The sequence below is a fragment of the Micromonospora sp. WMMA1949 genome (assembly GCF_027460145.1).
In the GTDB taxonomy this organism is placed as follows: Bacteria; Actinomycetota; Actinomycetes; order Mycobacteriales; family Micromonosporaceae; genus Micromonospora.
On record NZ_JAPZBG010000001.1, the window covers coordinates 3,273,662 to 3,291,728 of the forward strand.

Annotated in this window: 16 protein-coding genes; 10 read left to right on the forward strand and 6 right to left on the reverse strand. The window is 75.2% G+C overall.

Translation table 11 applies throughout. From position 1 onward, the window contains the following. Positions 1-7: 7 nt before the first annotated feature. Positions 8-826 (reverse strand): hypothetical protein, encoded by an 819-nt coding sequence (locus tag O7607_RS15505; protein ID WP_269703941.1) that lies wholly within the window; start codon positions 824-826, stop codon positions 8-10. A 141-nt stretch (positions 827-967) separates the two neighbouring features. On the opposite strand from O7607_RS15505, the gene O7607_RS15510 reads away from it, so the two are divergent. The 4 genes from O7607_RS15510 to O7607_RS15525 all read left to right on the forward strand — a co-directional run bounded on the left by O7607_RS15510 (position 968) and on the right by O7607_RS15525 (position 6,197). Next, positions 968-2,698 carry a BTAD domain-containing putative transcriptional regulator gene (locus O7607_RS15510; RefSeq protein WP_269703942.1) on the forward strand — a complete coding sequence of 577 codons (1,731 nt, stop codon included), beginning with the start codon at positions 968-970 and terminating at the stop codon, positions 2,696-2,698. Further along, a complete protein-coding gene (locus tag O7607_RS15515; protein ID WP_269703943.1) occupies positions 2,695-4,815 on the forward strand; it encodes a RecQ family ATP-dependent DNA helicase in 2,121 nt (706 codons plus the stop codon). Before O7607_RS15510 ends, O7607_RS15515 begins: the two co-directional genes overlap by 4 nt. Before the next feature lie 106 nt (positions 4,816-4,921). Further along, positions 4,922-5,152, forward strand: coding sequence for a heavy-metal-associated domain-containing protein (locus O7607_RS15520; protein WP_269703944.1), 231 nt, complete (start codon positions 4,922-4,924; stop codon positions 5,150-5,152). Continuing rightward, complete coding sequence (locus O7607_RS15525) at positions 5,145-6,197, forward strand: hypothetical protein (RefSeq protein WP_269703945.1); 1,053 nt, start codon at positions 5,145-5,147, stop codon at positions 6,195-6,197. The genes O7607_RS15520 and O7607_RS15525 overlap by 8 nt, the downstream gene beginning before the upstream one ends. Positions 6,198-6,217: 20 nt before the next feature. Here the strand turns inward: O7607_RS15525 and O7607_RS15530 are convergent, their stop codons facing one another. Next, positions 6,218-6,637, reverse strand: coding sequence for a helix-turn-helix domain-containing protein (locus O7607_RS15530; protein ID WP_026268433.1), 420 nt, complete (start codon positions 6,635-6,637; stop codon positions 6,218-6,220). A 189-nt stretch (positions 6,638-6,826) separates the two neighbouring features. Between O7607_RS15530 and O7607_RS15535 the strand changes: the two genes are divergently transcribed. Then, a complete protein-coding gene (locus tag O7607_RS15535) occupies positions 6,827-7,258 on the forward strand; it encodes a hypothetical protein (protein WP_269703946.1) in 432 nt (143 codons plus the stop codon). Positions 7,259-7,278: 20 nt separating this feature from the next. Here the strand turns inward: O7607_RS15535 and O7607_RS15540 are convergent, their stop codons facing one another. Continuing rightward, a complete protein-coding gene (locus O7607_RS15540) occupies positions 7,279-8,427 on the reverse strand; it encodes a class I SAM-dependent methyltransferase (protein ID WP_269703947.1) in 1,149 nt (382 codons plus the stop codon). A 186-nt stretch (positions 8,428-8,613) separates the two neighbouring features. After that, positions 8,614-10,272 carry a DEAD/DEAH box helicase gene (locus O7607_RS15545; protein WP_269703948.1) on the reverse strand — a complete coding sequence of 553 codons (1,659 nt, stop codon included), beginning with the start codon at positions 10,270-10,272 and terminating at the stop codon, positions 8,614-8,616. Between the two features lie 282 nt (positions 10,273-10,554). On the opposite strand from O7607_RS15545, the gene O7607_RS15550 reads away from it, so the two are divergent. Beyond that, entirely contained in the window at positions 10,555-11,220 is a 666-nt protein-coding gene (locus O7607_RS15550) for a ferritin-like fold-containing protein (protein ID WP_269703949.1), read from the forward strand. A gap of 46 nt (positions 11,221-11,266) precedes the next feature. On the opposite strand, the gene O7607_RS15555 is transcribed toward O7607_RS15550, so the two are convergent. Together O7607_RS15555 and O7607_RS15560 are read right to left on the reverse strand one after the other, a co-directional pair. Next, positions 11,267-11,494, reverse strand: a complete 228-nt coding sequence (locus O7607_RS15555; protein WP_013288692.1) for a DUF3107 domain-containing protein — start codon at positions 11,492-11,494, stop codon at positions 11,267-11,269. Positions 11,495-11,559: 65 nt separating this feature from the next. Beyond that, entirely contained in the window at positions 11,560-12,198 is a 639-nt protein-coding gene (locus O7607_RS15560) for a TetR/AcrR family transcriptional regulator (RefSeq protein WP_013288691.1), read from the reverse strand. A 149-nt stretch (positions 12,199-12,347) separates the two neighbouring features. Between O7607_RS15560 and O7607_RS15565 the strand changes: the two genes are divergently transcribed. From O7607_RS15565 to O7607_RS15580, 4 genes are all read left to right on the forward strand, one after another. Next, the gene (locus O7607_RS15565; RefSeq protein WP_269703950.1) at positions 12,348-15,248 is read left to right on the forward strand and encodes a hypothetical protein; all 2,901 of its coding nucleotides are present in this window, start codon (positions 12,348-12,350) and stop codon (positions 15,246-15,248) included. A gap of 44 nt (positions 15,249-15,292) precedes the next feature. Beyond that, a complete protein-coding gene (locus O7607_RS15570) occupies positions 15,293-16,291 on the forward strand; it encodes an alpha/beta fold hydrolase (RefSeq protein ID WP_269703951.1) in 999 nt (332 codons plus the stop codon). A gap of 5 nt (positions 16,292-16,296) precedes the next feature. Beyond that, a complete protein-coding gene (locus O7607_RS15575) occupies positions 16,297-17,160 on the forward strand; it encodes a DUF3152 domain-containing protein (protein WP_269703952.1) in 864 nt (287 codons plus the stop codon). Positions 17,161-17,238: 78 nt separating this feature from the next. Then, entirely contained in the window at positions 17,239-18,060 is an 822-nt protein-coding gene (locus O7607_RS15580) for a DUF3152 domain-containing protein (protein ID WP_269703953.1), read from the forward strand. Positions 18,061-18,067: the final 7 nt, after the last annotated feature.

The following is an 18,067-nucleotide window of genomic DNA, read 5'->3' on the forward strand; positions in this document are numbered from 1 at the left end:
GTCGTGGTCAGCCGTTGAGCATCTCGTACGCCGACGCCGGCGCCTTCTGCACCTGCGAACCCGTCGGCGCGGTGAGCTTCGGCGCCTTGCCGAAGTCGTAGTACTTGGCGACCAGCTTCATCGCCTTCGTCTTGCCGGCGGCCGGCACGTCAAGGGTCAGCGACGTGAGGTTCCCGTCCGGCCCGACCACGGCCGTGAACGGCACCTTCTTCGCCGCCTCACCCAGCGCGGCCACGTCCACCGTGCTGAAGTTCTCGCGGATGTCGGCGTTGGCGGTCAGGTCGGCGAACCCGCCGTACGTGCCGTTGCCCCGATCCTCGACCGTCTCGGCGGTCCGGATGACAGCGGCCGTGTTGGCCGGGTCGGCGTTCTGGTAGACCGGCACCTCCGAGGCGTCGTCGAGCTTCGTGCGGTCCAGGAGCATCCAGCGCTTCGGCAGCTTCATCGCCTCCTGCAGGCCGGGCATGCCGGTGATCTTGACGCGCACCCAGATGTCGTCCTCGATCACGCGGAAGGTCATTCCCATGGTGAACTCGGGGTCCTTCTCCGACACGGTCAGCTCCACGCCGCGCGCCGCCGGGTCGACCAGCCCGTCGAACTTCTCGGTGCCCTCGATGGTGGAGAACCGGAAGGCCGGGTCCTTCTCGTCCGGCACGGCGGCCAGCAGCGCGGCCTTCGGGTCGGCCGACGGGCTCGGCGCCGGTCCGGCGCCCTCGGAGGCGTCCCCGGTCCCGCACCCCGCGGACAGGACGGTGGTGGCCAGCACGGCCGTCGCGAGAGCCGCGATCCGCCGGAGGTTGCCGGCGGAACCGAATCGCTGCGTCATGGTGTTCGACTCACTTTCCCAGGTGATTGTTGCCGGGTAAGTATCGTCAGACGTCACGGCGGCATCGCTGCCGATATGCTGCCGTCCGACTGCCGTCGGCCACAGTGGGTGCCGGCAGGCGACACGGGGGCGGAAACTCGCATGTCAGAGGCGCTGCGCTTCGAAGTGCTCGGCCCGCAGCGGGCCTGGTACGCCGACCGTCAGCTCGATCTGGGGCCGGCCAAGCAGCGGGCCGTACTGGCCGTGCTGCTGCTCGCCGCCGGCCGTCCCGTGCCGAGCGGGCAGATCGTCGAGGCGGTGTGGCCGGACGAGGCACCGGTGAACGGCCTCAACGTGGTGCAGAAGCACGTCGCCGGTCTGCGCCGGGTGCTGGAACCCGACCGGTCACCGCGTACGCCGGCCCGGGTGCTCACCCTCACCGACGCGGGATATCTGCTGCGGGTGCCGCCCGAGGCGGTGGACGTGGTGCGCTTCGAGCGCGGCGTACGGAGCGCGCGGTCGGCCCAGGCGGCCGGGCGTACGGAGGAGGCGCTCGCCGAGGTGAGCGCCGCCCTGGAGCTGTGGCAGGGGGAGCCGTTCACCGGGTTCGCCGGGCCGTACTTCGACGCGGCCCGGCACCGGCTGGTGGAGCTGCGCGCGGTCGCCCTGGAGACGCGTGTCGACCTGGAGCTGGCCGACGGCCGGCACGGCGAGCTGGTCGGCCGGCTGGTCGAGCTGGTCGCCGAGTTCCCCGTCCGGGAGCGGCTGCGCCACCAGCTCATGCTGGCGTTGCACCGCAGTGGACGGCAGGCCGAGGCGCTGGCCGCCTACCGCGACTACGCCGGGCTGCTCCGCGACGAGTACGGCATCGAGCCGGGCGGGGCGCTCCAGGATCTGCACCGGCGCATCCTGCGCGCCGACCCGGACCTCCTGGCACCGGCCCAGCCGCCGCCGGCGAACCCGGCCGAGAACCCGCCTCCGCCCACCGCTGCGCCCCGGTCCGCGGTCTCGGCGCAGCTCACCGTTCCGGTCCAGTTCACCGTCTCCGCACAGCCGGGCGGTCCGGTCCGGCCGCCACCGTCCGCCGAGTCGCCGACCGGCGTGCCGGCTTGGGTTCCGTCCCCTGTCGCGCCGCCTTTCGGTGCCGTGCCGCCGACCAGGCGTCCGGCCGGTGTGCCCGGATGGCTCAGCGTCGTCGCGACTGTGGGCGGCGCGCTCACCGCCCTGCTCTCGTTCGGCATGCTCACCTGGCTGGTGGTGCTGCTGTACGGAATCTGGCGACGCGGCCTGGGCAGCGTCGTCGCCGCGGTCTGCTACCTGACCGTGGCCGTGACGTTCGTGGCGGTCCTCGGCAGCAGCGAGTCGGAGGAACCCACCGCGTTCGAGATCGGCCTCCTGATGGTCTGGCTGACCGCCTGGCTGGGTGGCGTCCCGCACGTGGTGCTGCTCAACGGCCGGCTGCACGCCTGGCTGCGTGGCCTCTGGCGTGGGCGGCCGTACGCCAACCGCAACCGGCTGCGCCGGGAGTACGCCCGCTACCTGCTCTACCAGTACCCGTCGGCCCGCAACGACCTGCGCATCGGGCGCCCCGACCTGCCCCGCGCCTACGACGACGGCGGACTGGTGGACGTCAACTCGGTGCCGGACCAGGTGATCGCCGGGCTGCCGGGACTGACCCGGTCGCAGGCGCAGCACGTGGTGGTCGACAGGCGGCTGCGCGGTCCGTACACCTCGATGGAGGAGCTGGCCGCCCGGTGCCTGCTGCCGGCGGCGGCGACCGACTCGCTGCGCGAGCTGCTGGTCTTCCTGCCGCCCGTGGCGCCGCAGCAGCCGCCCGCGCCACCGTCCGGGCCGCCGGAGTCGTCCGCCCTCCCTGGTAGAAATGCCGGATGAGCCAGGATCGGATGGCCGTCCGGGAGCGCGCCGAGGCGGTACTGCGGCGGCTGGCGGGTGACCACGCCCGGCTGCGCGAGGACCAGTGGCGGGCCATCGAGGCGCTGGTGGTCGACCGCCGGCGGGTGCTGTGCGTGCAGCGCACCGGCTGGGGCAAGTCGGCCGTCTACTTCGTGGCCACCGCGCTGCTGCGCGAGGGGAACCGGCACGGGCCGACGGTGATCGTCTCGCCGCTGCTGGCGCTGATGCGCAACCAGGTCGAGGCCGCGGCCAGGGCCGGCATCCGGGCGCGCACCATCAACTCGGCGAATCTGGACGAGTGGGACGAGATCACCGCCGAGATCCACGCGGGCGCCGTCGACGTGCTGCTGATCAGCCCGGAGCGCTTGAACAACCCGGACTTCCGCGACGGCGTCCTGCCGAAGCTCGCCGCCACCACCGGGCTGCTCGTGGTGGACGAGGCGCACTGCGTCTCCGACTGGGGGCACGACTTCCGCCCCGACTACCGGCGGCTGCGCACGTTCCTGGCCAACCTGCCCGAGCGCACGCCGGTGCTCGCCACCACGGCCACCGCCAACGCCCGGGTCACCCAGGACGTGGCCGAGCAGCTCGGCGACGCGCTGGTGCTGCGCGGCACGCTGGACCGCGAGTCGCTGCGTCTCGGCGTCCTCGATCTGCCGAGCCCGGCACACCGCCTGGCCTGGCTGGCCGACCACCTGGACCGGCTCCCCGGCTCGGGCATCGTCTACACGCTCACCGTGGCGGCGGCGACCGAGACGGCCGAGTTCCTGCGCGGGCGGGGCTGGTCGGTCGCGTCGTACACCGGGCAGGCCGAGGACGCCGACCGGCGGGCCGCCGAGCAGGACCTGCTGGACAACAAGATCAAGGCGCTGGTCGCCACGAGCGCGCTCGGCATGGGCTTCGACAAGCCCGACCTCGGCTTCGTCGTGCACCTGGGCGCGCCGCCCTCGCCGATCGCCTACTACCAGCAGGTCGGCCGCGCGGGCCGGGCCGTCGAACACGCCGAGGTGCTGCTGCTGCCCGGCGCGGAGGACGCGGCCATCTGGCGGTACTTCGCCTCGCTCGCCTTCCCGCCCGAGGAACAGGTCCGGGCCGTGCTCGCCGCGCTGGACACCGAACGGCCGATCTCCACCCAGGCCCTCGAACCGGTGGTCGACCTGCGCCGGGCCCGGCTGGAGCTGATGCTCAAGGTGCTCGACGTGGACGGCGCGGTCCGCCGGGTGCGCGGCGGCTGGCTCGCCACCGGCGAGCCGTGGGTCTACGACGAGGCCCGGTTGCGGCGCGTCGCCGACGCGCGCTCCGCCGAGCAGCGGGCCATGCGGGAGTACGCCTCGACGTCCGGCTGCCGGATGCGCTACCTGCGGGAAGGGCTGGACGACACCGGGGCGGCCGACTGCGGGCGGTGCGACAACTGCGCCGGCCCGCTGTTCGACGCCGAGGTCTCCGAGGCGGCGCTGACCGCCGCGCAGACGTTCCTCGGGCGCCCCGGCGTGCCGATCCCGCCCAAGAAGCTCTGGCCGACCGGGCTGGAGTCTGTCGGCGTACCCCTGAAGGGCCGCATCCCCCCGGCGGAGCAGGCGCTGCCCGGCCGGGCCGTGGGGCGACTGTCCGACCTGGGGTGGGGCGGGCGGCTGCGTGGGCTGGCCGGGCCGGAGGCGCCGGACGGCCCGGTGCCCGACGACGTGGTGGCCGCCGTGGTCGAGGTGCTGAAGGCGTGGGCGCACGGCGACGACCCGTGGCCCCGGCGGCCGGCGGGTGTGGTCGCCGTCGGCTCCCGGGCGCGACCGGTGCTGGTCGGCTCGCTGGCCGAGCGGATCGCCGCCGTGGGCCGGCTGCCGCTGCTCGGCCAGGTCGTCCCGGCCGGTCCGTCCGGCGGTGGCGGGCCGCGCGGCAACAGCGCCCAGCGGGTACGCGCGCTGCACGACGCCTTCCACCTGCCCGACGAACTGGCCGACGCGCTGCCGGGGCTGAACGGGCCGGTGCTGCTGGTGGACGACCTGGTCGACTCGGGCTGGACGATGGCCATGGCGGCGCGGCTGCTGCGCCGGGCCGGTGCTCCGGACGTGCTGCCGCTGGCGCTCGCGGTGGCCGGCTGACGTTCCCGGCCGGCGCGGAAAGTTCCCGCGCCGGGCGGAATGCGAGCGTCGCCACCGTCGGCGGACCGTCGTCGGGCCGGCACCCGGGCGGCGGTACCGTGGGGTCATGACCGAGCAGCGACCCGTCGTCCAGACGTACACCGTGACCGGGATGACCTGCGAACACTGCGTCAAGGCGGTGACCGAGGAGCTGTCCGCGCTGCCCGGTGTCGACGAGGTCCGGATCGATCTGACCGGAGGCACCGCCACCGTCACCAGCGCGGCGCCGCTGTCCGTCGAGTCCGTGCGTGCCGCCGTGGACGAGGCGGGTTACGAGCTGGTCGGCGGCGGTGCCTGAGTCGTCGTCCGGCACGTCCGGCACCGGCGTCGTCCCCGACGATCCCGGGGCCGGCTCCGTCGCTCCTGCGGCACGGCCCGGGAACGCTGCGCGGTCCGGTGACGCTGCTCCCGCTGTGGTGGACCGGGAGACGCTGCGGCTGGCCCTGGTGGTGGGCGGCCTGGTGCTCGCCGTCCTGCTCGGCTTCGGCCTCGGGCGGATGAACGCGCCGGCTGGCCCGGCCCGGCCCGCGACGGCAGGCGGGGTCGCCACGGGCGGCGCCGACGGCGGCGCGCACGCCCACTCACCCGGAACCGGCGCGCACACGCACGACGGCGCCACCGTCACCCAGGGCGGCGGCGACGGCGCGACGGGGCTGTCGATCACCTCGGCCGGCTACACGCTGGTGCCGTCGACCGAACTGGTCGCGGACCGCGCCGGTGAGCTGCGCTTCCAGATCCGCGACGACCAGCGCCGGGCGGTCACCCGGTTCGCCGTCGTGCACGACAAGCCGATGCACGTGATCATGGTCCGTCGTGACCTCAGCGGTTACCGGCACCTCCACCCGACGATGGCCGCCGACGGGACCTGGTCGGTGCCGATCGCGTCACCGGAGGCGGGCCCCTGGCGGATGTACGCGGACTTCACCGCCGTCGCCGACGACGGCCGCCAGGTCGCCGTGGTGCTCGGCGCCGACCTGACCGCGTCCGGCGCGTACCGGCCACGGCCGCTGCCCGCCGCCGCCACGTCGGCGACAGTCGACGGATTCACCGTCGCGTACGCGGGCACGCCGGAGGTGGGGAAGTCGGTGCCGCTGCGGTTCCGGGTCACCGGCGCGGACGGAGCGGCGGCGTCGCTGGAGCCGTACCTCGGGGCGTACGGGCACCTGGTGGCGTTGCGCGAGGGCGACCTCGGCTACCTGCACGTGCACCCGGAGCCGGTGCGCGACGGCGACGACGTGACGTTCTGGCTGAGCGCGCCGGGGCCTGGTAGCTACCGGATGTTCCTGGACTTCCAGGTCGGCGGCGTGGTGCGGACCGCCGAGTTCACGCTGACGGTGGCCTGAGTCCCGCGCGGGCCGGGCGGTCAGCCGGCCCGGCGCACCGGGCGGCGGGCCAGGTAGCGGAGCAGATCGCGGATGTGGTGCTTCTCCTCCGCGGGCACGTTCGGGTCGGCGAGCCGGTCCAGGATGACCCGCACGTCGGCCTCGACCGGGCCGTCCTCGGCGCCCCGGCGGCGGGGCACCGGCCCGGCGTCGGGCAGGCCCAGCGCGCGGAACGCGGCCGCCACGGGCAGGTCGAGGGCGGCGCAGAAGCCGCGGACCTTCGCGAGTTCGGGGTAGTCCTGCCAGTCGCCGGCCAGCCAGCGGAACACCGTGGAACGGCCGACACCGGTGTGGGTGGCGAGGTCGGTCACCGTCCAGCCGCGCTCCTCGCGCGCGGCGTCGATGGCCCGTCGTACGAAGCGCGCGAAGGCCATCTGAGGCGAAACGTCTGCGGAACCCATCCCTGGTGGATCTGTCCCCTTCCTCCGGTGGCCCGGCTCGCGCATCGAGCCTAGTACGCCGAACCGGAGAAGTAACTGACTGATCGGTCCGGAGGTCTCGTCGGCGGGACTCAACTACGGAAGCCTGCTTCGGGTAATGCACTTCGGGTAATAGGCTGAGGAAACCCTGGGAGTCGATGGAGGAGAAGCATGGCCGAGCCGGACCGTCCCGTACCGCATCGCCCCGGCGCGGTGAGCGTCTTCTTCGTGGCCAAAGCCGCCGTGTTTGCGCTCGGCTTCTGGATCTGGCTGCTGGTGCTGGCGGTACGCGGCAGCGAGGCGACCGGCGTACACCTGATCGCCGCGACCGGTGCGATCTGCACGACGCTGGCCTCGGTGGTGCTCGGTGCGCGCCTGGCGTTGCAGCGCAACGCCGCCGACCGGCACGCGGAGCTGAAGCGGCTGCTCGTGGACATCTCGTGGAACGCCTTCGCCGCCGCCGGGAACGCCGAGCATGCCGGGAAGGTGGTGCCGTTCCCGAGCGCGTCGCACGACGGCGAGCGAGGGCCGAACCGTGGCGCCGGTGAGCGGGTGTCGGTGCTGGACCGGGGCGACCGCAACCGGGGCGACCGGGGGCGGTAGGGCCGCCCCGCTGCCACGGCTCAGCCGGCCTCGGCCAGCAGCGTCTCCAGCCGGGGCGTGACACCCCACTGGCCGACCAGCTCGCGGTACTCGGCCCGCTGCCCGTCGGTCGGCGCGCCCGCCGTGCGCCGCGCCCGGATGAGCAGGTTGCGCGGCGTGTGCTGGGAGTCGACGAACTCCACCACCTCGGCGCGGTAGCCGTGCAGGCGCAGCAACGCGGCCCGAAGCGAGTCGGTGAGCACGTCGGCGAACCGCTCCCGCAGGATGCCCTGCCGGGTCAGCAGCTCGTACGGCGCCGGCGCCTGACCGGCCCGGAGCTGGGCGGCCAGGTCGTGGTGGCAGCAGGGCGCGGCGAGGACCCAGCGGGCGTTCCACCGCACCGCCCGGGCCAGCGCCTCGTCGGTGGCGGTGTCGCAGGCGTGCAGCGCCAGCACCAGGTCGGGCGCCGGTTCGACGGACGCGTCGGCGATGGTGCCGGCCACGAAGCCGACCCGGTCGGCCCAGCCGAGCCGCTCGGCCAGTTCCGTGTTTCGGCGGCGCTGGTCCTCGCGGACGTCCACCCCGACGAGCGTCACGTCGAGGCCGCGCTGGACCAGGTAGCGGTAGGCGGCGAAGGTCAGGTACGCGTTGCCGCAGCCCAGGTCCACCACCCGCAACGGGCCGGTGAGGTCGTCGGGCAGCGTTGCCGCGAGCGCGCGCAGGAACGCGTCGACCTGGCGCCGCTTGGCCGCCGATCCGCCGATCTCCCGGAACAGGGGGTCGCCCGGGTCCAGCAGCCACTCCTTGGGCCGGTCGTGCCCGCCCGGCTCGGCAGCCGGACGGCTGGCCGCCGCGCGGTGCACCTGGGCCTCGCCGGACTTGGTCACCCGGAGCTGGAGCGTGGCGTCGGCGGTCTCCACGTGCCAGTTGCCGAACGGCTCGGCGAGCAGTTCGTCGACCGCCGCGCCGGCCTCCGTACCGGGTGCCACGTTGCGGGTGTGCGGCCGTGACCCGTCGGAGACGGCGATCTGCAGGCGAGGACCGGCCTTGAGCGTGACCGGGCGCAGTTCCGCGCGTACCACCGAGGGACGCTGCCCACGACGTCGCCCGGCGGCGACCGCGCGGGTCAGCCCGGGCGCGAGCAGCAACGCCCGCACCTCGGCCAGCGCCGAGTCCAGCGCTTCCGGCATCAGTTCCTACCTTTCCTGGCCGCCCCGCCGCCGCCGTCGACCGCCACCGACTGGTTGATCATGAAGTTGGCGGCCGTGAGCATGGCGTGTCGCGCCGTCAACTTCATGATCGTCGCAATGAGGGGGGCGGGGATGGGGACGGCCTCCGGGACCGGGGTCCGGGAGGCCGTATCCGTTTGGTGTTCGTCAGTCGGCGTTAGTGGCCTCGGCGGGCGCACCGGTGCTGCCGCTGCGGCGCCGGCGACGACGACGGGGCTTGGTGCTCGCGGCGTCGCCCTCCGTGGGCTGCGGTGCGGCGGCGGTCTCGGCCGCGCCCTCGCTGCCGATCACCGCGGTCGGCTCACCGGCCACCGTCTCGCCGGCCCGGCGGCGACGCCGACGACGCGGCGTACGCGAGGTCTCGTCGTCCGCGGCGTCGGCCTGCACGGAGGGCGAACCGGCGGACGAACCGCCCTCGCCGCCCCGGCCACGGCCGCGGTCGCCGCGCTCGCGGCCCCGGCTGTCGCCACGCCGCGCGCCCCGGCGCGACCGGCTGCCGCCGCCACCCAGGTCCTCCTCGACCTCGGCGGACAGGCCGGCGCGGGTGCGCTCGGCGGTCGGCAGCGTGCCGCTGACGTCCGTCGGGATGCCCAGGTCCGTGTAGAGGTGCGCGGAGGTGTGGTACGTCTCCGGCGGCTCGGGCATGTCCAGCCCGAGCGTCTTGTCGATGATCCGCCAGCGGGGCATGTCGTCCCAGTCGACGAACGTCACGGCGGAACCCGTGGCCCCGGCCCGGCCGGTACGGCCGATGCGGTGGGTGTAGGTGTCCTGGTCCTCGGGGCAGTCGTAGTTGATCACGTGCGTGACGCCCGTGACGTCGATGCCCCGCGCCGCCACGTCGGTGGCGACAAGCGTGTCGATCTTGCCGGCCCGGAACGCCCGCAGTGCCCGCTCGCGCGCGCCCTGCCCGAGGTCGCCGTGCACGGCGGCCACGGCGAAGCCGCGGAAGTCGAGATCCTCGGCGACCCGGTCGGCGGCCCGCTTGGTACGGGTGAAGATCATGGTCAGCCCGCGGCCCTCGGCCTGCAGGATGCGCGCCACGATCTCGACCTTGTTCAGCGAGTGCGTCCGGTACGCGAGCTGCTTGGTCTGCGGCGACGGACCGGTCTCGGCGGTGTGCCCGGCGTGGATGGTCACCGGCCGGCGCAGGAAGCGCCGGGACAGCGCGACGATCGGGTCCGGCATGGTGGCCGAGAACAGCATGGTCTGCCGGTCCTCCGGCAGCATCGCCAGGATCTTCTCGACGTCGTCCAGGAAGCCCAGGTCGAGCATGCGGTCGGCCTCGTCGAGGACGAGCGCGCGGACCCGGTCGAGCCGCAGGTGCTTCTGCTTCTGCAGGTCCAGCAGGCGGCCGGGGGTGCCGACCAGGATCTCGACGCCCTTGCGGAGCGCCTCGATCTGCGGCTCGTACGCCACGCCGCCGTAGATCGGCAGCACCCGGACGCCCCGGGTGCGGCCCGCGGCGTCGAGGTCCTTGGCTACCTGGATGCCCAGCTCACGGGTGGGTACGACGACGAGCGCCTGCGGGACGCCGTCGCTGCCCTCGGACGGGGCGAACACCCGCTCCAGCAGCGGGATGCCGAAGCCGAGGGTCTTGCCGGTGCCGGTCGGCGCCTGGCCGATCAGGTCGACGCCGCGCAGCGCGATCGGCAGCGCGTACTCCTGGATGGCGAAGGCGCGGGTGATGCCGGCGGCGGCCAGCGCCTCGACGGTTTCCTGCCGCGCGCCGAGCGCGGCGAACGTGGGTGCCTCCGGGGGGACCGGAGCGGTGGGGGCCAGTGGCTGGCCGGAAATCTGCTCGCTCATATGGATTTGGGGGTGCCCTCTCGTGGTGCGCCCCTCAGGTCCTCAGGGCGCGATCGGTGTGGCGCGGGCCACGCGGTCACTGGCGATTTCGCCGAGCCGGACCGGGCCGCACGCGCGTCGGGGACCGGTCTTGATCAGCAAGTGACCGAATCGGTGCCCACGGCAACTGTCTCATCCTACCTGAACGGCCCCTGAGTCGTCCCGATTCCCAGGTGGTGGCCGTGCGCGCGGGGCGGCTCGCTGTGACTTGAGTCACAGCGGGGCCGCCGGTAGCCTGCGCTGATGTCCGCCCCCGCCGCCTCCGGACCCACCGCCCCCGACCCCGCCGCGATCGACCTGTTCGGGCTCGTCGCCTACGGCGAACTGCTCGCGTTCGACCGCCTCGCCGCCGACGCGCGCCTCGCGCCCGACCTGCGCCGCCGCGCCGCGCTCAGCGAGATGGCCGCCGCCGAGATCGCGCACTACCGGTGGCTCACCGACCGGCTCGGCGCGTGGGGGGTCACGCCGGAGGAGGCGATGGCTCCCTACGTCGAGGCGCTGCGGGCGTACCACGACTCGACCGAGCCGCGGGACTGGGCCGAGGCGGTGACGAAGGCGTACGTGGGGGACGCGATCACCGACGACTTCCTGCGCGGAATCGCCGACGGCCTGACCGGGCCGGACCGGGCGCTGCTGCTCGACGTGCTGCACGACTCGCGGTACGCCGAGTTCGCCGGAGCCGAGATCCGGGCCGCGATCGAGGCCGATCCCCGGGCCGCCGGGCGGCTGTCGATGTGGGCGCGCCGGCTGCTCGGTGAGGCGCTGTCCCAGGCGGGCCGGGTGGCCGCCGCCGACCGGGGCGCGCTCGTCGCGTTGATCGGGCGGACCGGCGGGGACGTACCGGGGCTGCTGCGCCGGCTGACCGAGACGCACACCGCGCGGATGACTGCGGCCGGGTTGAACAACTGAGCCGCCGTGGCGGGGAGGCCCGCCACGGCGGCCGGTGCCGCGGGACTCAGCGGACGGTGAACCCGACCGCGCGAGGCGACGCCTCGGCGATCTCGACGTAGGCGACCTTGCCGACCGGCACGATCACACGCCGGCCCTTCTCGTCGGTCAGGGAGAGCGTGCCCTCGCTCTTGGCGAAGGCGTCGGTCACGATCTGCTCGATCTCGGCCGGCGACTGCGCGCTCTCCAGGACCAGCTCCCGCGGCGCGTACTGCACGCCGATCTTGACCTCCACTGTGCCTCCTCAACTGGGGCGAAAAAGCCACCGTGGGAAGGCTATCCGATCCGGCGGCCCGATGTTCAGGCTGACTCACCTTGCAGCGGGAAGCTGGCGATGCCGCGCCAGGACAGGGCCGCGACCAGCGCCTCGGCCTCCGCCTTGGGCACCTGGCGGCCACCGGCCAGCCAGAACTGGGCGGCCGTCTCGGCGGCGCCGACCAGGCCCGAGGCGAGCAGCTCGGCGTGCGACCGGCTGACCCCGGTGTCCGAGATGATCGTGTCGGTGATGGCGGCGATGCAGCCCTGCTCGACCCGCTCCACCCGCTGCCGCACCGCCGGGTCGTTGCGCAGGTCCGACTCGAAGACGAGCCGGAACGCCTCGCTCTCGTGGTCGACGAAGTCGAAGTACGCGCGCACCGCGGCCCCGACCCGCTCCTTGTTGTCGTTGGTGCCGCTCATCGCGTCCTGCACGTTGGCCACTATCGCGTCACAGTGCGTGTCCAACAGCGCCAGGTAGAGCTCCATCTTCCCGGGGAAGTGTTGGTAGAGCACCGGCTTGGAGACGCCGGCCCGCTCGGCGATGTCGTCCATCGCGGCGGCGTGGTAGCCCTGCGCGACGAACACCTCCTGAGCGGCGGCGAGCAGCTGCTTACGGCGCGCCGAGCGGGGCAGGCGGGTGGGCCGACCGGCGGTCTGTGCACCGTTCCCCACTGCGGTCATCGGATCCTCCGAGTATCTGCGTACGAGCCGGCACGTATCACCCGAACCGGTCCGGGTTCGTGAACCCGTCGCGGAATTGGCCCGCCGCTGTAACTTATCGCCACTGTCACCACACGGTAGCCTCAGCGGGGGCGACCAAGGAGCGCGCGGTGAGTGAAACAGGGCAACCCGGAGCCGCCACCCCGGGAGAGCACGGCGACGGGACGGGCCAGCAGGACGAACCAGCCCGTACCGGCGGCGGTTGGGCGCCCCCGGCGAACGGCTGGTCCCGCGGCGCTCCGGCGCCCGGCGGCTGGCCCTACGGCGACCTCGGCGGCTGGGCCGCCTCCTCGCCCCGGCACGGCGACCTGCCGGCCCCGCTGCCCGGCCACTCCGCGCCGGAACCGGGCCGCGTCAACGGCCGCCACGTCAACGGCGTGCACCACGCCGGGGAGGAGTCACCAGTGACCCGCCAGGCGCCGGTCAGTGCCCCGCCCGCGGACGAACCGCCCCGGTCCGCCGACGGCGAGCGGCTCGCCGTACCGGCCCCGCGCCCGGCGCCCACGATCGAGCAGCCGACCGACCCGGGGGACGCCCCCGGCTCCCGGCACGCCGCCGACGACCCGTCCGCCCGCGCGCCGCGCTGGGCCGAGAGCGGTCCGACCTCCGCGCCCCCGGCGCTCCAGGTCCCGCCGGTCGGCGCCGCCGCCTCCGGTTTCGAGGTGCCGCCGGGCTTCCACGCCCCGAACACCGAATCCACCCCCTCGCTGTCCCGGGGCTGGGCCGACCGCCCCGCCACCCCGCCACCGGCCACCAGCCGGCCGGAGCACGCGGCGGGCGAGGCGCACCCGCCCGAGGGCCGGGCGGCCACCGCCGAGCCGCGGGCCGCCGCCGAGTCCCGGGAGCCGGCCGGCGACGACCCGAGGGCCGCCGAGCCGGACTGGTCGGGGCCGTCCTGGAACCGCCCGAGCTGGGGTGACGGCTGGGCCCCGCCCTGGGCCCGCACCGACGAGCCGCCGGCCCGCCGGCCCGAGGAGCCCACGGCCCGGGGCCCGGAGGAGCCACACGCCCGCCGCGCCGAGGAGCCCGCCGCCGAGCGGCGGGAGTGGGAGGACGACAGCGCCGTCCACCGCACCGCCCGCGACGACCGCGCGGCCGAGTGGGCGCCCGAACCGGTGCGGCCGTACGAGCCGGCCCGCGTCGAGCCGCCCTCCGCCTACGAGCCGCCACGCGCCGAGCCGGTACGGCCGTACGAGCCGCTGCGCGCCGAGGCGGCACCGGGCCCCGAGGCGACGCGGTCGTACCCGCCGCCCGCCGAGTCCGACGCGCCCCGGCCGTACGAGCCGGGGGCCGGGCCCGAGCAGGCGCGCCGTTACGAGCCGCCGGCCGCGCCCGAGCCGACGCCCGAGGCGACCCGGCCGTTCCGGCTGCCCCGGGGCGACGCCGAGCCGCCGCACGGCTACGAGCGGCCCTCCTGGGCCGGGCCGCCGGTGCCGGTCGCCCCGCTGATCACGCCTCCGGGTCCGCCGCCGACGAGTGCCCCGCCCGCGCCCGGTGCGCCGCTGGTGTCCAGTGCCCCGCCCGCGCCGCCCGGCGGATTCCCCCCGGCGCCGCCCGTCGAAGCGGCCGCCCTCGCCCCGCCGACGTCAGGCGTGCCCGCCACGAGCGGCCCGCCGCGCCTCGATCGCCCACCCGCGCCCCACCCGACGAGCGCCCCTCCCTACGCGGCCCGCCGGTCCGCACCGGAACCGGTGCCGGCCGCCGACGCGGTCGCCGAGCCCCGACCGGAGGAACCGTCCCCCGTGCTGCCGCAGCGCGTCCCCTCGGAACCGGACGTGCCCGTCGTGCCGGAGCCACCGGCAGTGGAACCGTCCGCCGAGACCCCCGAACTCGCCCGCATCGCCACCCACCTGCGCCGCGACGACGAACCCGCGCCGTTGCGGGAACGGCCGGAGGGCTTCGACGTCAACGCGATCCTCGACGCGGTCCGCGAGGTGGCGGGCGTCCGCGACGCCGCGCTGCGCCGGACCCCGGCCGGCGCGCACAGCCTCCGGCTCGACCTGGCCGACGGGGCGGACCCGGCCGAGGTGAGCCGCGTGGTGGCCCGGCTGCTCCAGGAACGGATGGGCCTGGCCGCCGCTCCGCAGAACCTGCCCGGTGCGCCCGCCGTACCGCCACCGGCACCGCTGCGCCGCCGGTCGGCCCGGCTGGACCGCTCCGGCGAGACCCGGGCACCCCTGGCGCAGTCCGCGCCGGGCCTGTCCCGCACCGCACCGGGCGAGGCCCACGCCGCGCCGTCCGAGCCGGGCGACGCGCGTACCCAGGTGCCGGCGGCTCGCGGCGACGAACCCGGACCGGCCGGCGACGAGACGCCGGCGCGGACCGGTGTGGCGCGCCCGGCCGCGAACCGCTCCGGCGACGCGCGGTTCGGTGCGGACCGCGCCGCGCGCCCGGCCGAGGCGCCGGCCGACGGCGACGAGCCGCCGCGCCGCCGCCGGCAGGCCACCCACCGCGGCCGGGCCACCGTCGACGAGACGTCGCTGGCCGCCGCGCCGACCGGCATGTCCACCGGTAGCCCGGTCACGCTCGGTACGTCGTACTCCGGTGGCCAGATGACCACGACGGAGACCGCGCCGTCGCGACCGCTGGACACCGGCGGCGTGCCGGGGCCCCGGGTGGTGATCGAGCACGTCCTGGTCAGCACGTTCGGCCTGGACGCCACCACCGAGGTCCGCCTGGTCGCGGGCGACCGCACGGCCGAGGGACATGCGACCGGGCCGGCTGTCGACGGGTACGTGCTGCGGCTCTGCGCGGTGGCCGCCGCCGCCGCGGTGGACGAGTTGCTCGGCCGGGGCGTCCCGGCCGGCGAGCGGGGCCGGTGCTTCGTGGAGCACGCCGCCGTGGTGCCGTTCGGCAACTGCGAGGTCGCCACGGTCGTGGTGCTGCTGGTCTGCGACGGCTGGGTGGAGCAGCTGGCCGGCTCGGCCCTGGTGGCCGGGGATCCCCGGCAGGCGGTCGTGCGGGCCACGCTCGCGGCGGTGAACCGGCGGCTGGAGGCGCTGCTCTCCTGAGCGCCGGTGTGCGGTACGGCCCCCGCCCGGGGAAGACTGGAGACATGAAACGCGCCGCACTGTGGCCGGAGCACAGCCTTCCCGCACACCACGTCCCGCCGCCCTGGCCCGGCCGGCACGTACGCCTCGACGGCACGCTCGTGCACGTCCGCGACACCCCGGCCACCGGTCCCGGCGCAGAGCCCGCGCTGTACGTGCACGGCCTCGGCGGGTCCGCGCAGAACTGGACCGACCTGGCCGGGCTGCTCGCGGACCGGCTCGACGGCCAGGCGATCGACCTGCCCGGGTTCGGCCGCAGTGAGCCCGGGCCGCGCTACACGATCCCGGCTTTCGCCGAGCGGGTGATCCGCTGGATCGAGCACAGCGACAGGGGGCCGGTGCACCTGTTCGGCAACTCCCTCGGCGGCGCGATCTCGGTCCGGGTGGCGGCGCTGCGCCCGGACCTGGTCCGCACGCTCACCCTGGTCTCGCCCGCGCTGCCGTTCCTGGACTTCCGGCGCTCGTTGCAGGGGCGGATGCTCCCGCTGCTGGCGATCCCCCGGGGCGAACGGCTGGCCGCCTGGCGGCTGGCCCAGTTCAGCCCGGAGGTGACGGCGCAGCAGGTGATGGAGGCGTGCGTGGCGGACCTGACCCGGATCAGCGAGCAGCGACGGCAGGAGGCGATCGACGAGATCCGGGTCCGGTACGAGGCGGCCCACTACGCCGCCGCGTACGTGCGGACGTTCCGGGGTCTGGTCGGCACCTTCCTGCGGTCGTACCTGCCGGGGGAGGGCGCGCTGTGGCGGCAGGCGGCGGCGGTACGGGCGCCCACGCTCGTGGTGGGCGGGCGGCAGGACCGGCTGGTCGACGTGCGGGTGGCGCCGCAGGCGGCCCGGGTCATCCCGGACAGCCGGCTGCTGATGCTCGACGGTGTCGGGCACGTGGCCCAGCTGGAGGTGCCCCGGACCGTGGCGCGGGCGGTGCTCGGGCTGCTCGCCGAGGCGACACCGTCGTTCAGCACCGGCATGGGGGAGAGCGGAACGGGGCGTGACATGGCAGGCTGAGCCGGATGCCCAGCTCCCGCCGTCCTCGTGCCGCCCGTACCCGTTCCTCGTTTCGTCACTGGCGTACCGCGCTCGTGGTCTGCGCCTTCGTGGCCGCCGCCGCGGTCGGGGTCGGCGTGGCGGTGCAACTGCCGTCGGCGGGCGCGGGGACGCGGGTCACCGACGGGTTCGTCGCCCAGCCGCCGGCGCCCACGCGGGAGCCGTCCACCCCGAGCGTCCCGCCGTCGCCTCCGGTGGTGCCCAGTTCGCCGGCCGCGCCGGTGCTGACGCTGTCCGACCCCGGCCCGGCGAAGGGCCGGGGCAGCTTCGCGTACGACGACCGGACCAGCGGCGTGCTCGGCCGCTCGGGGACGCTGCGCCGCTACCGGGTGGCGGTGGAGAACGGTTCCGGCGAGGAGGTCCGCGCGTTCGGCGAGGCGGTGCAGCGCGCGCTGGCCGGCCCGGGCAGCTGGGTCGACGGCGGCACGCTGCGGTTGCAGCGGGTCGGTCCGGGCGACCGTTACGACTTCACGATCTACCTGGCCACCCGGGACACGGCCGGGCGGCTGTGCGGGGCGGGCGGGATCGACATCCGGGTGGGCGGGGTGCCGTACACGTCGTGCCGGGTGCCGGGCAAGGTGGTGATCAACCTGGCCCGGTGGCGGACCTCGGCGCCGCACCTGGTCGACGCCGGGATGCCGCTGGACGCGTACCGGCTCTACGTGGTCAACCACGAGGTGGGCCACCAGCTCGGGCACCGGCACGAGGGGTGTCCGGGTGCGGGCCGGGCGGCGCCGGTGATGCAGCAGCAGACGCTGTTCCTCAAGGGCTGCCGGCCGAATCCGTGGCCCTACGTGGGCGGGAAGCGGTACACGGGGCCGTCGCTCTGAGCGGAGAATGGTGAAGAAGATTCGCGGCATAGGCGGCAAAAGCAGCTAAATGCCCGAATTGCATGGGACGCTGGAGGCATGACCTCGTCGTCCCCCTACGACAGCCCTGCGGCGCCGCCACCCGAGCGTCCCACGCTGCGCCGGATGCGCCGTCGCCGCCGCCGCTCGGTGCTGCTGGCGATGCTGCTCGCGGCGAGCAGCGGCGCGTTCGGCATCACCCGGCTGAACGCGCCGCCGGCCGGACACACGGGGACGCCACTCGCCGCCGAACCGTCGCTGGCGCGCGGCGCCGAGGCCGACGTCCCGGCCGCGGCGCCGACCGGCTACCCCACCGCCGGCCCCGGCACGTTCGCGGTGGCGCAGGGCCGCTCCCCGGTACGCGGACAGGAGGGCCCGCTGCGCCGCTACCGGGTCGAGGTCGAGCACGGTACGGGGCAGGACGCCGACGGGTTCGCCGCCACCGTGGACGCGGTACTCGGCGACCCGCGCAGCTGGATCGCGTCGGGGGACCTGCGGGTGCAGCGGGTGCCCGAGGCCGCTGCCGCCGACTTCACCGTCTACCTCGCCACCCCCGTCACCTCCGAGCGGATGTGCGCCGAGGGCGGCCTGCGCACCGACCGGTACACGTCCTGCCGGCTGCCCGGCCGGGTCGTGCTCAACCTGGCCCGCTGGATGACGGCGGTACCCGACTACGGCGCCCCGCTGGACGTCTACCGGACCTACGTGATCAACCACGAGGTCGGGCACGAGTTCGGCGAACTGCACCAGGCGTGTCCCGAGCCCGGCGCGCCCGCCCCGGTGATGCAGCAGCAGACGTACGGGCTGGACGGCTGCCTGCCGAACGCCTGGCCGTACGTCGGCGGGATCCGGTACGAAGGCGAGCCCACGGACGGCGTCTGAGTTATTC

Coding starts and splice junctions, on each gene's coding strand:
- O7607_RS15560 (WP_013288691.1), bottom strand. CDS start 12,198: ATGACCGCAGTGGGGAACGGTGCACAGACCGCCGGTCGGCCCACCCGC.
- O7607_RS15520 (WP_269703944.1), top strand. CDS start 4,922: ATGACCGAGCAGCGACCCGTCGTCCAGACGTACACCGTGACCGGGATG.
- O7607_RS15505 (WP_269703941.1), bottom strand. CDS start 826: ATGACGCAGCGATTCGGTTCCGCCGGCAACCTCCGGCGGATCGCGGCT.
- O7607_RS15540 (WP_269703947.1), bottom strand. CDS start 8,427: ATGCCGGAAGCGCTGGACTCGGCGCTGGCCGAGGTGCGGGCGTTGCTG.
- O7607_RS15535 (WP_269703946.1), top strand. CDS start 6,827: ATGGCCGAGCCGGACCGTCCCGTACCGCATCGCCCCGGCGCGGTGAGC.
- O7607_RS15580 (WP_269703953.1), top strand. CDS start 17,239: ATGACCTCGTCGTCCCCCTACGACAGCCCTGCGGCGCCGCCACCCGAG.
- O7607_RS15515 (WP_269703943.1), top strand. CDS start 2,695: ATGAGCCAGGATCGGATGGCCGTCCGGGAGCGCGCCGAGGCGGTACTG.
- O7607_RS15545 (WP_269703948.1), bottom strand. CDS start 10,272: ATGAGCGAGCAGATTTCCGGCCAGCCACTGGCCCCCACCGCTCCGGTC.
- O7607_RS15570 (WP_269703951.1), top strand. CDS start 15,293: ATGAAACGCGCCGCACTGTGGCCGGAGCACAGCCTTCCCGCACACCAC.
- O7607_RS15550 (WP_269703949.1), top strand. CDS start 10,555: ATGTCCGCCCCCGCCGCCTCCGGACCCACCGCCCCCGACCCCGCCGCG.
- O7607_RS15575 (WP_269703952.1), top strand. CDS start 16,297: ATGCCCAGCTCCCGCCGTCCTCGTGCCGCCCGTACCCGTTCCTCGTTT.
- O7607_RS15530 (WP_026268433.1), bottom strand. CDS start 6,637: ATGGGTTCCGCAGACGTTTCGCCTCAGATGGCCTTCGCGCGCTTCGTA.
- O7607_RS15510 (WP_269703942.1), top strand. CDS start 968: ATGTCAGAGGCGCTGCGCTTCGAAGTGCTCGGCCCGCAGCGGGCCTGG.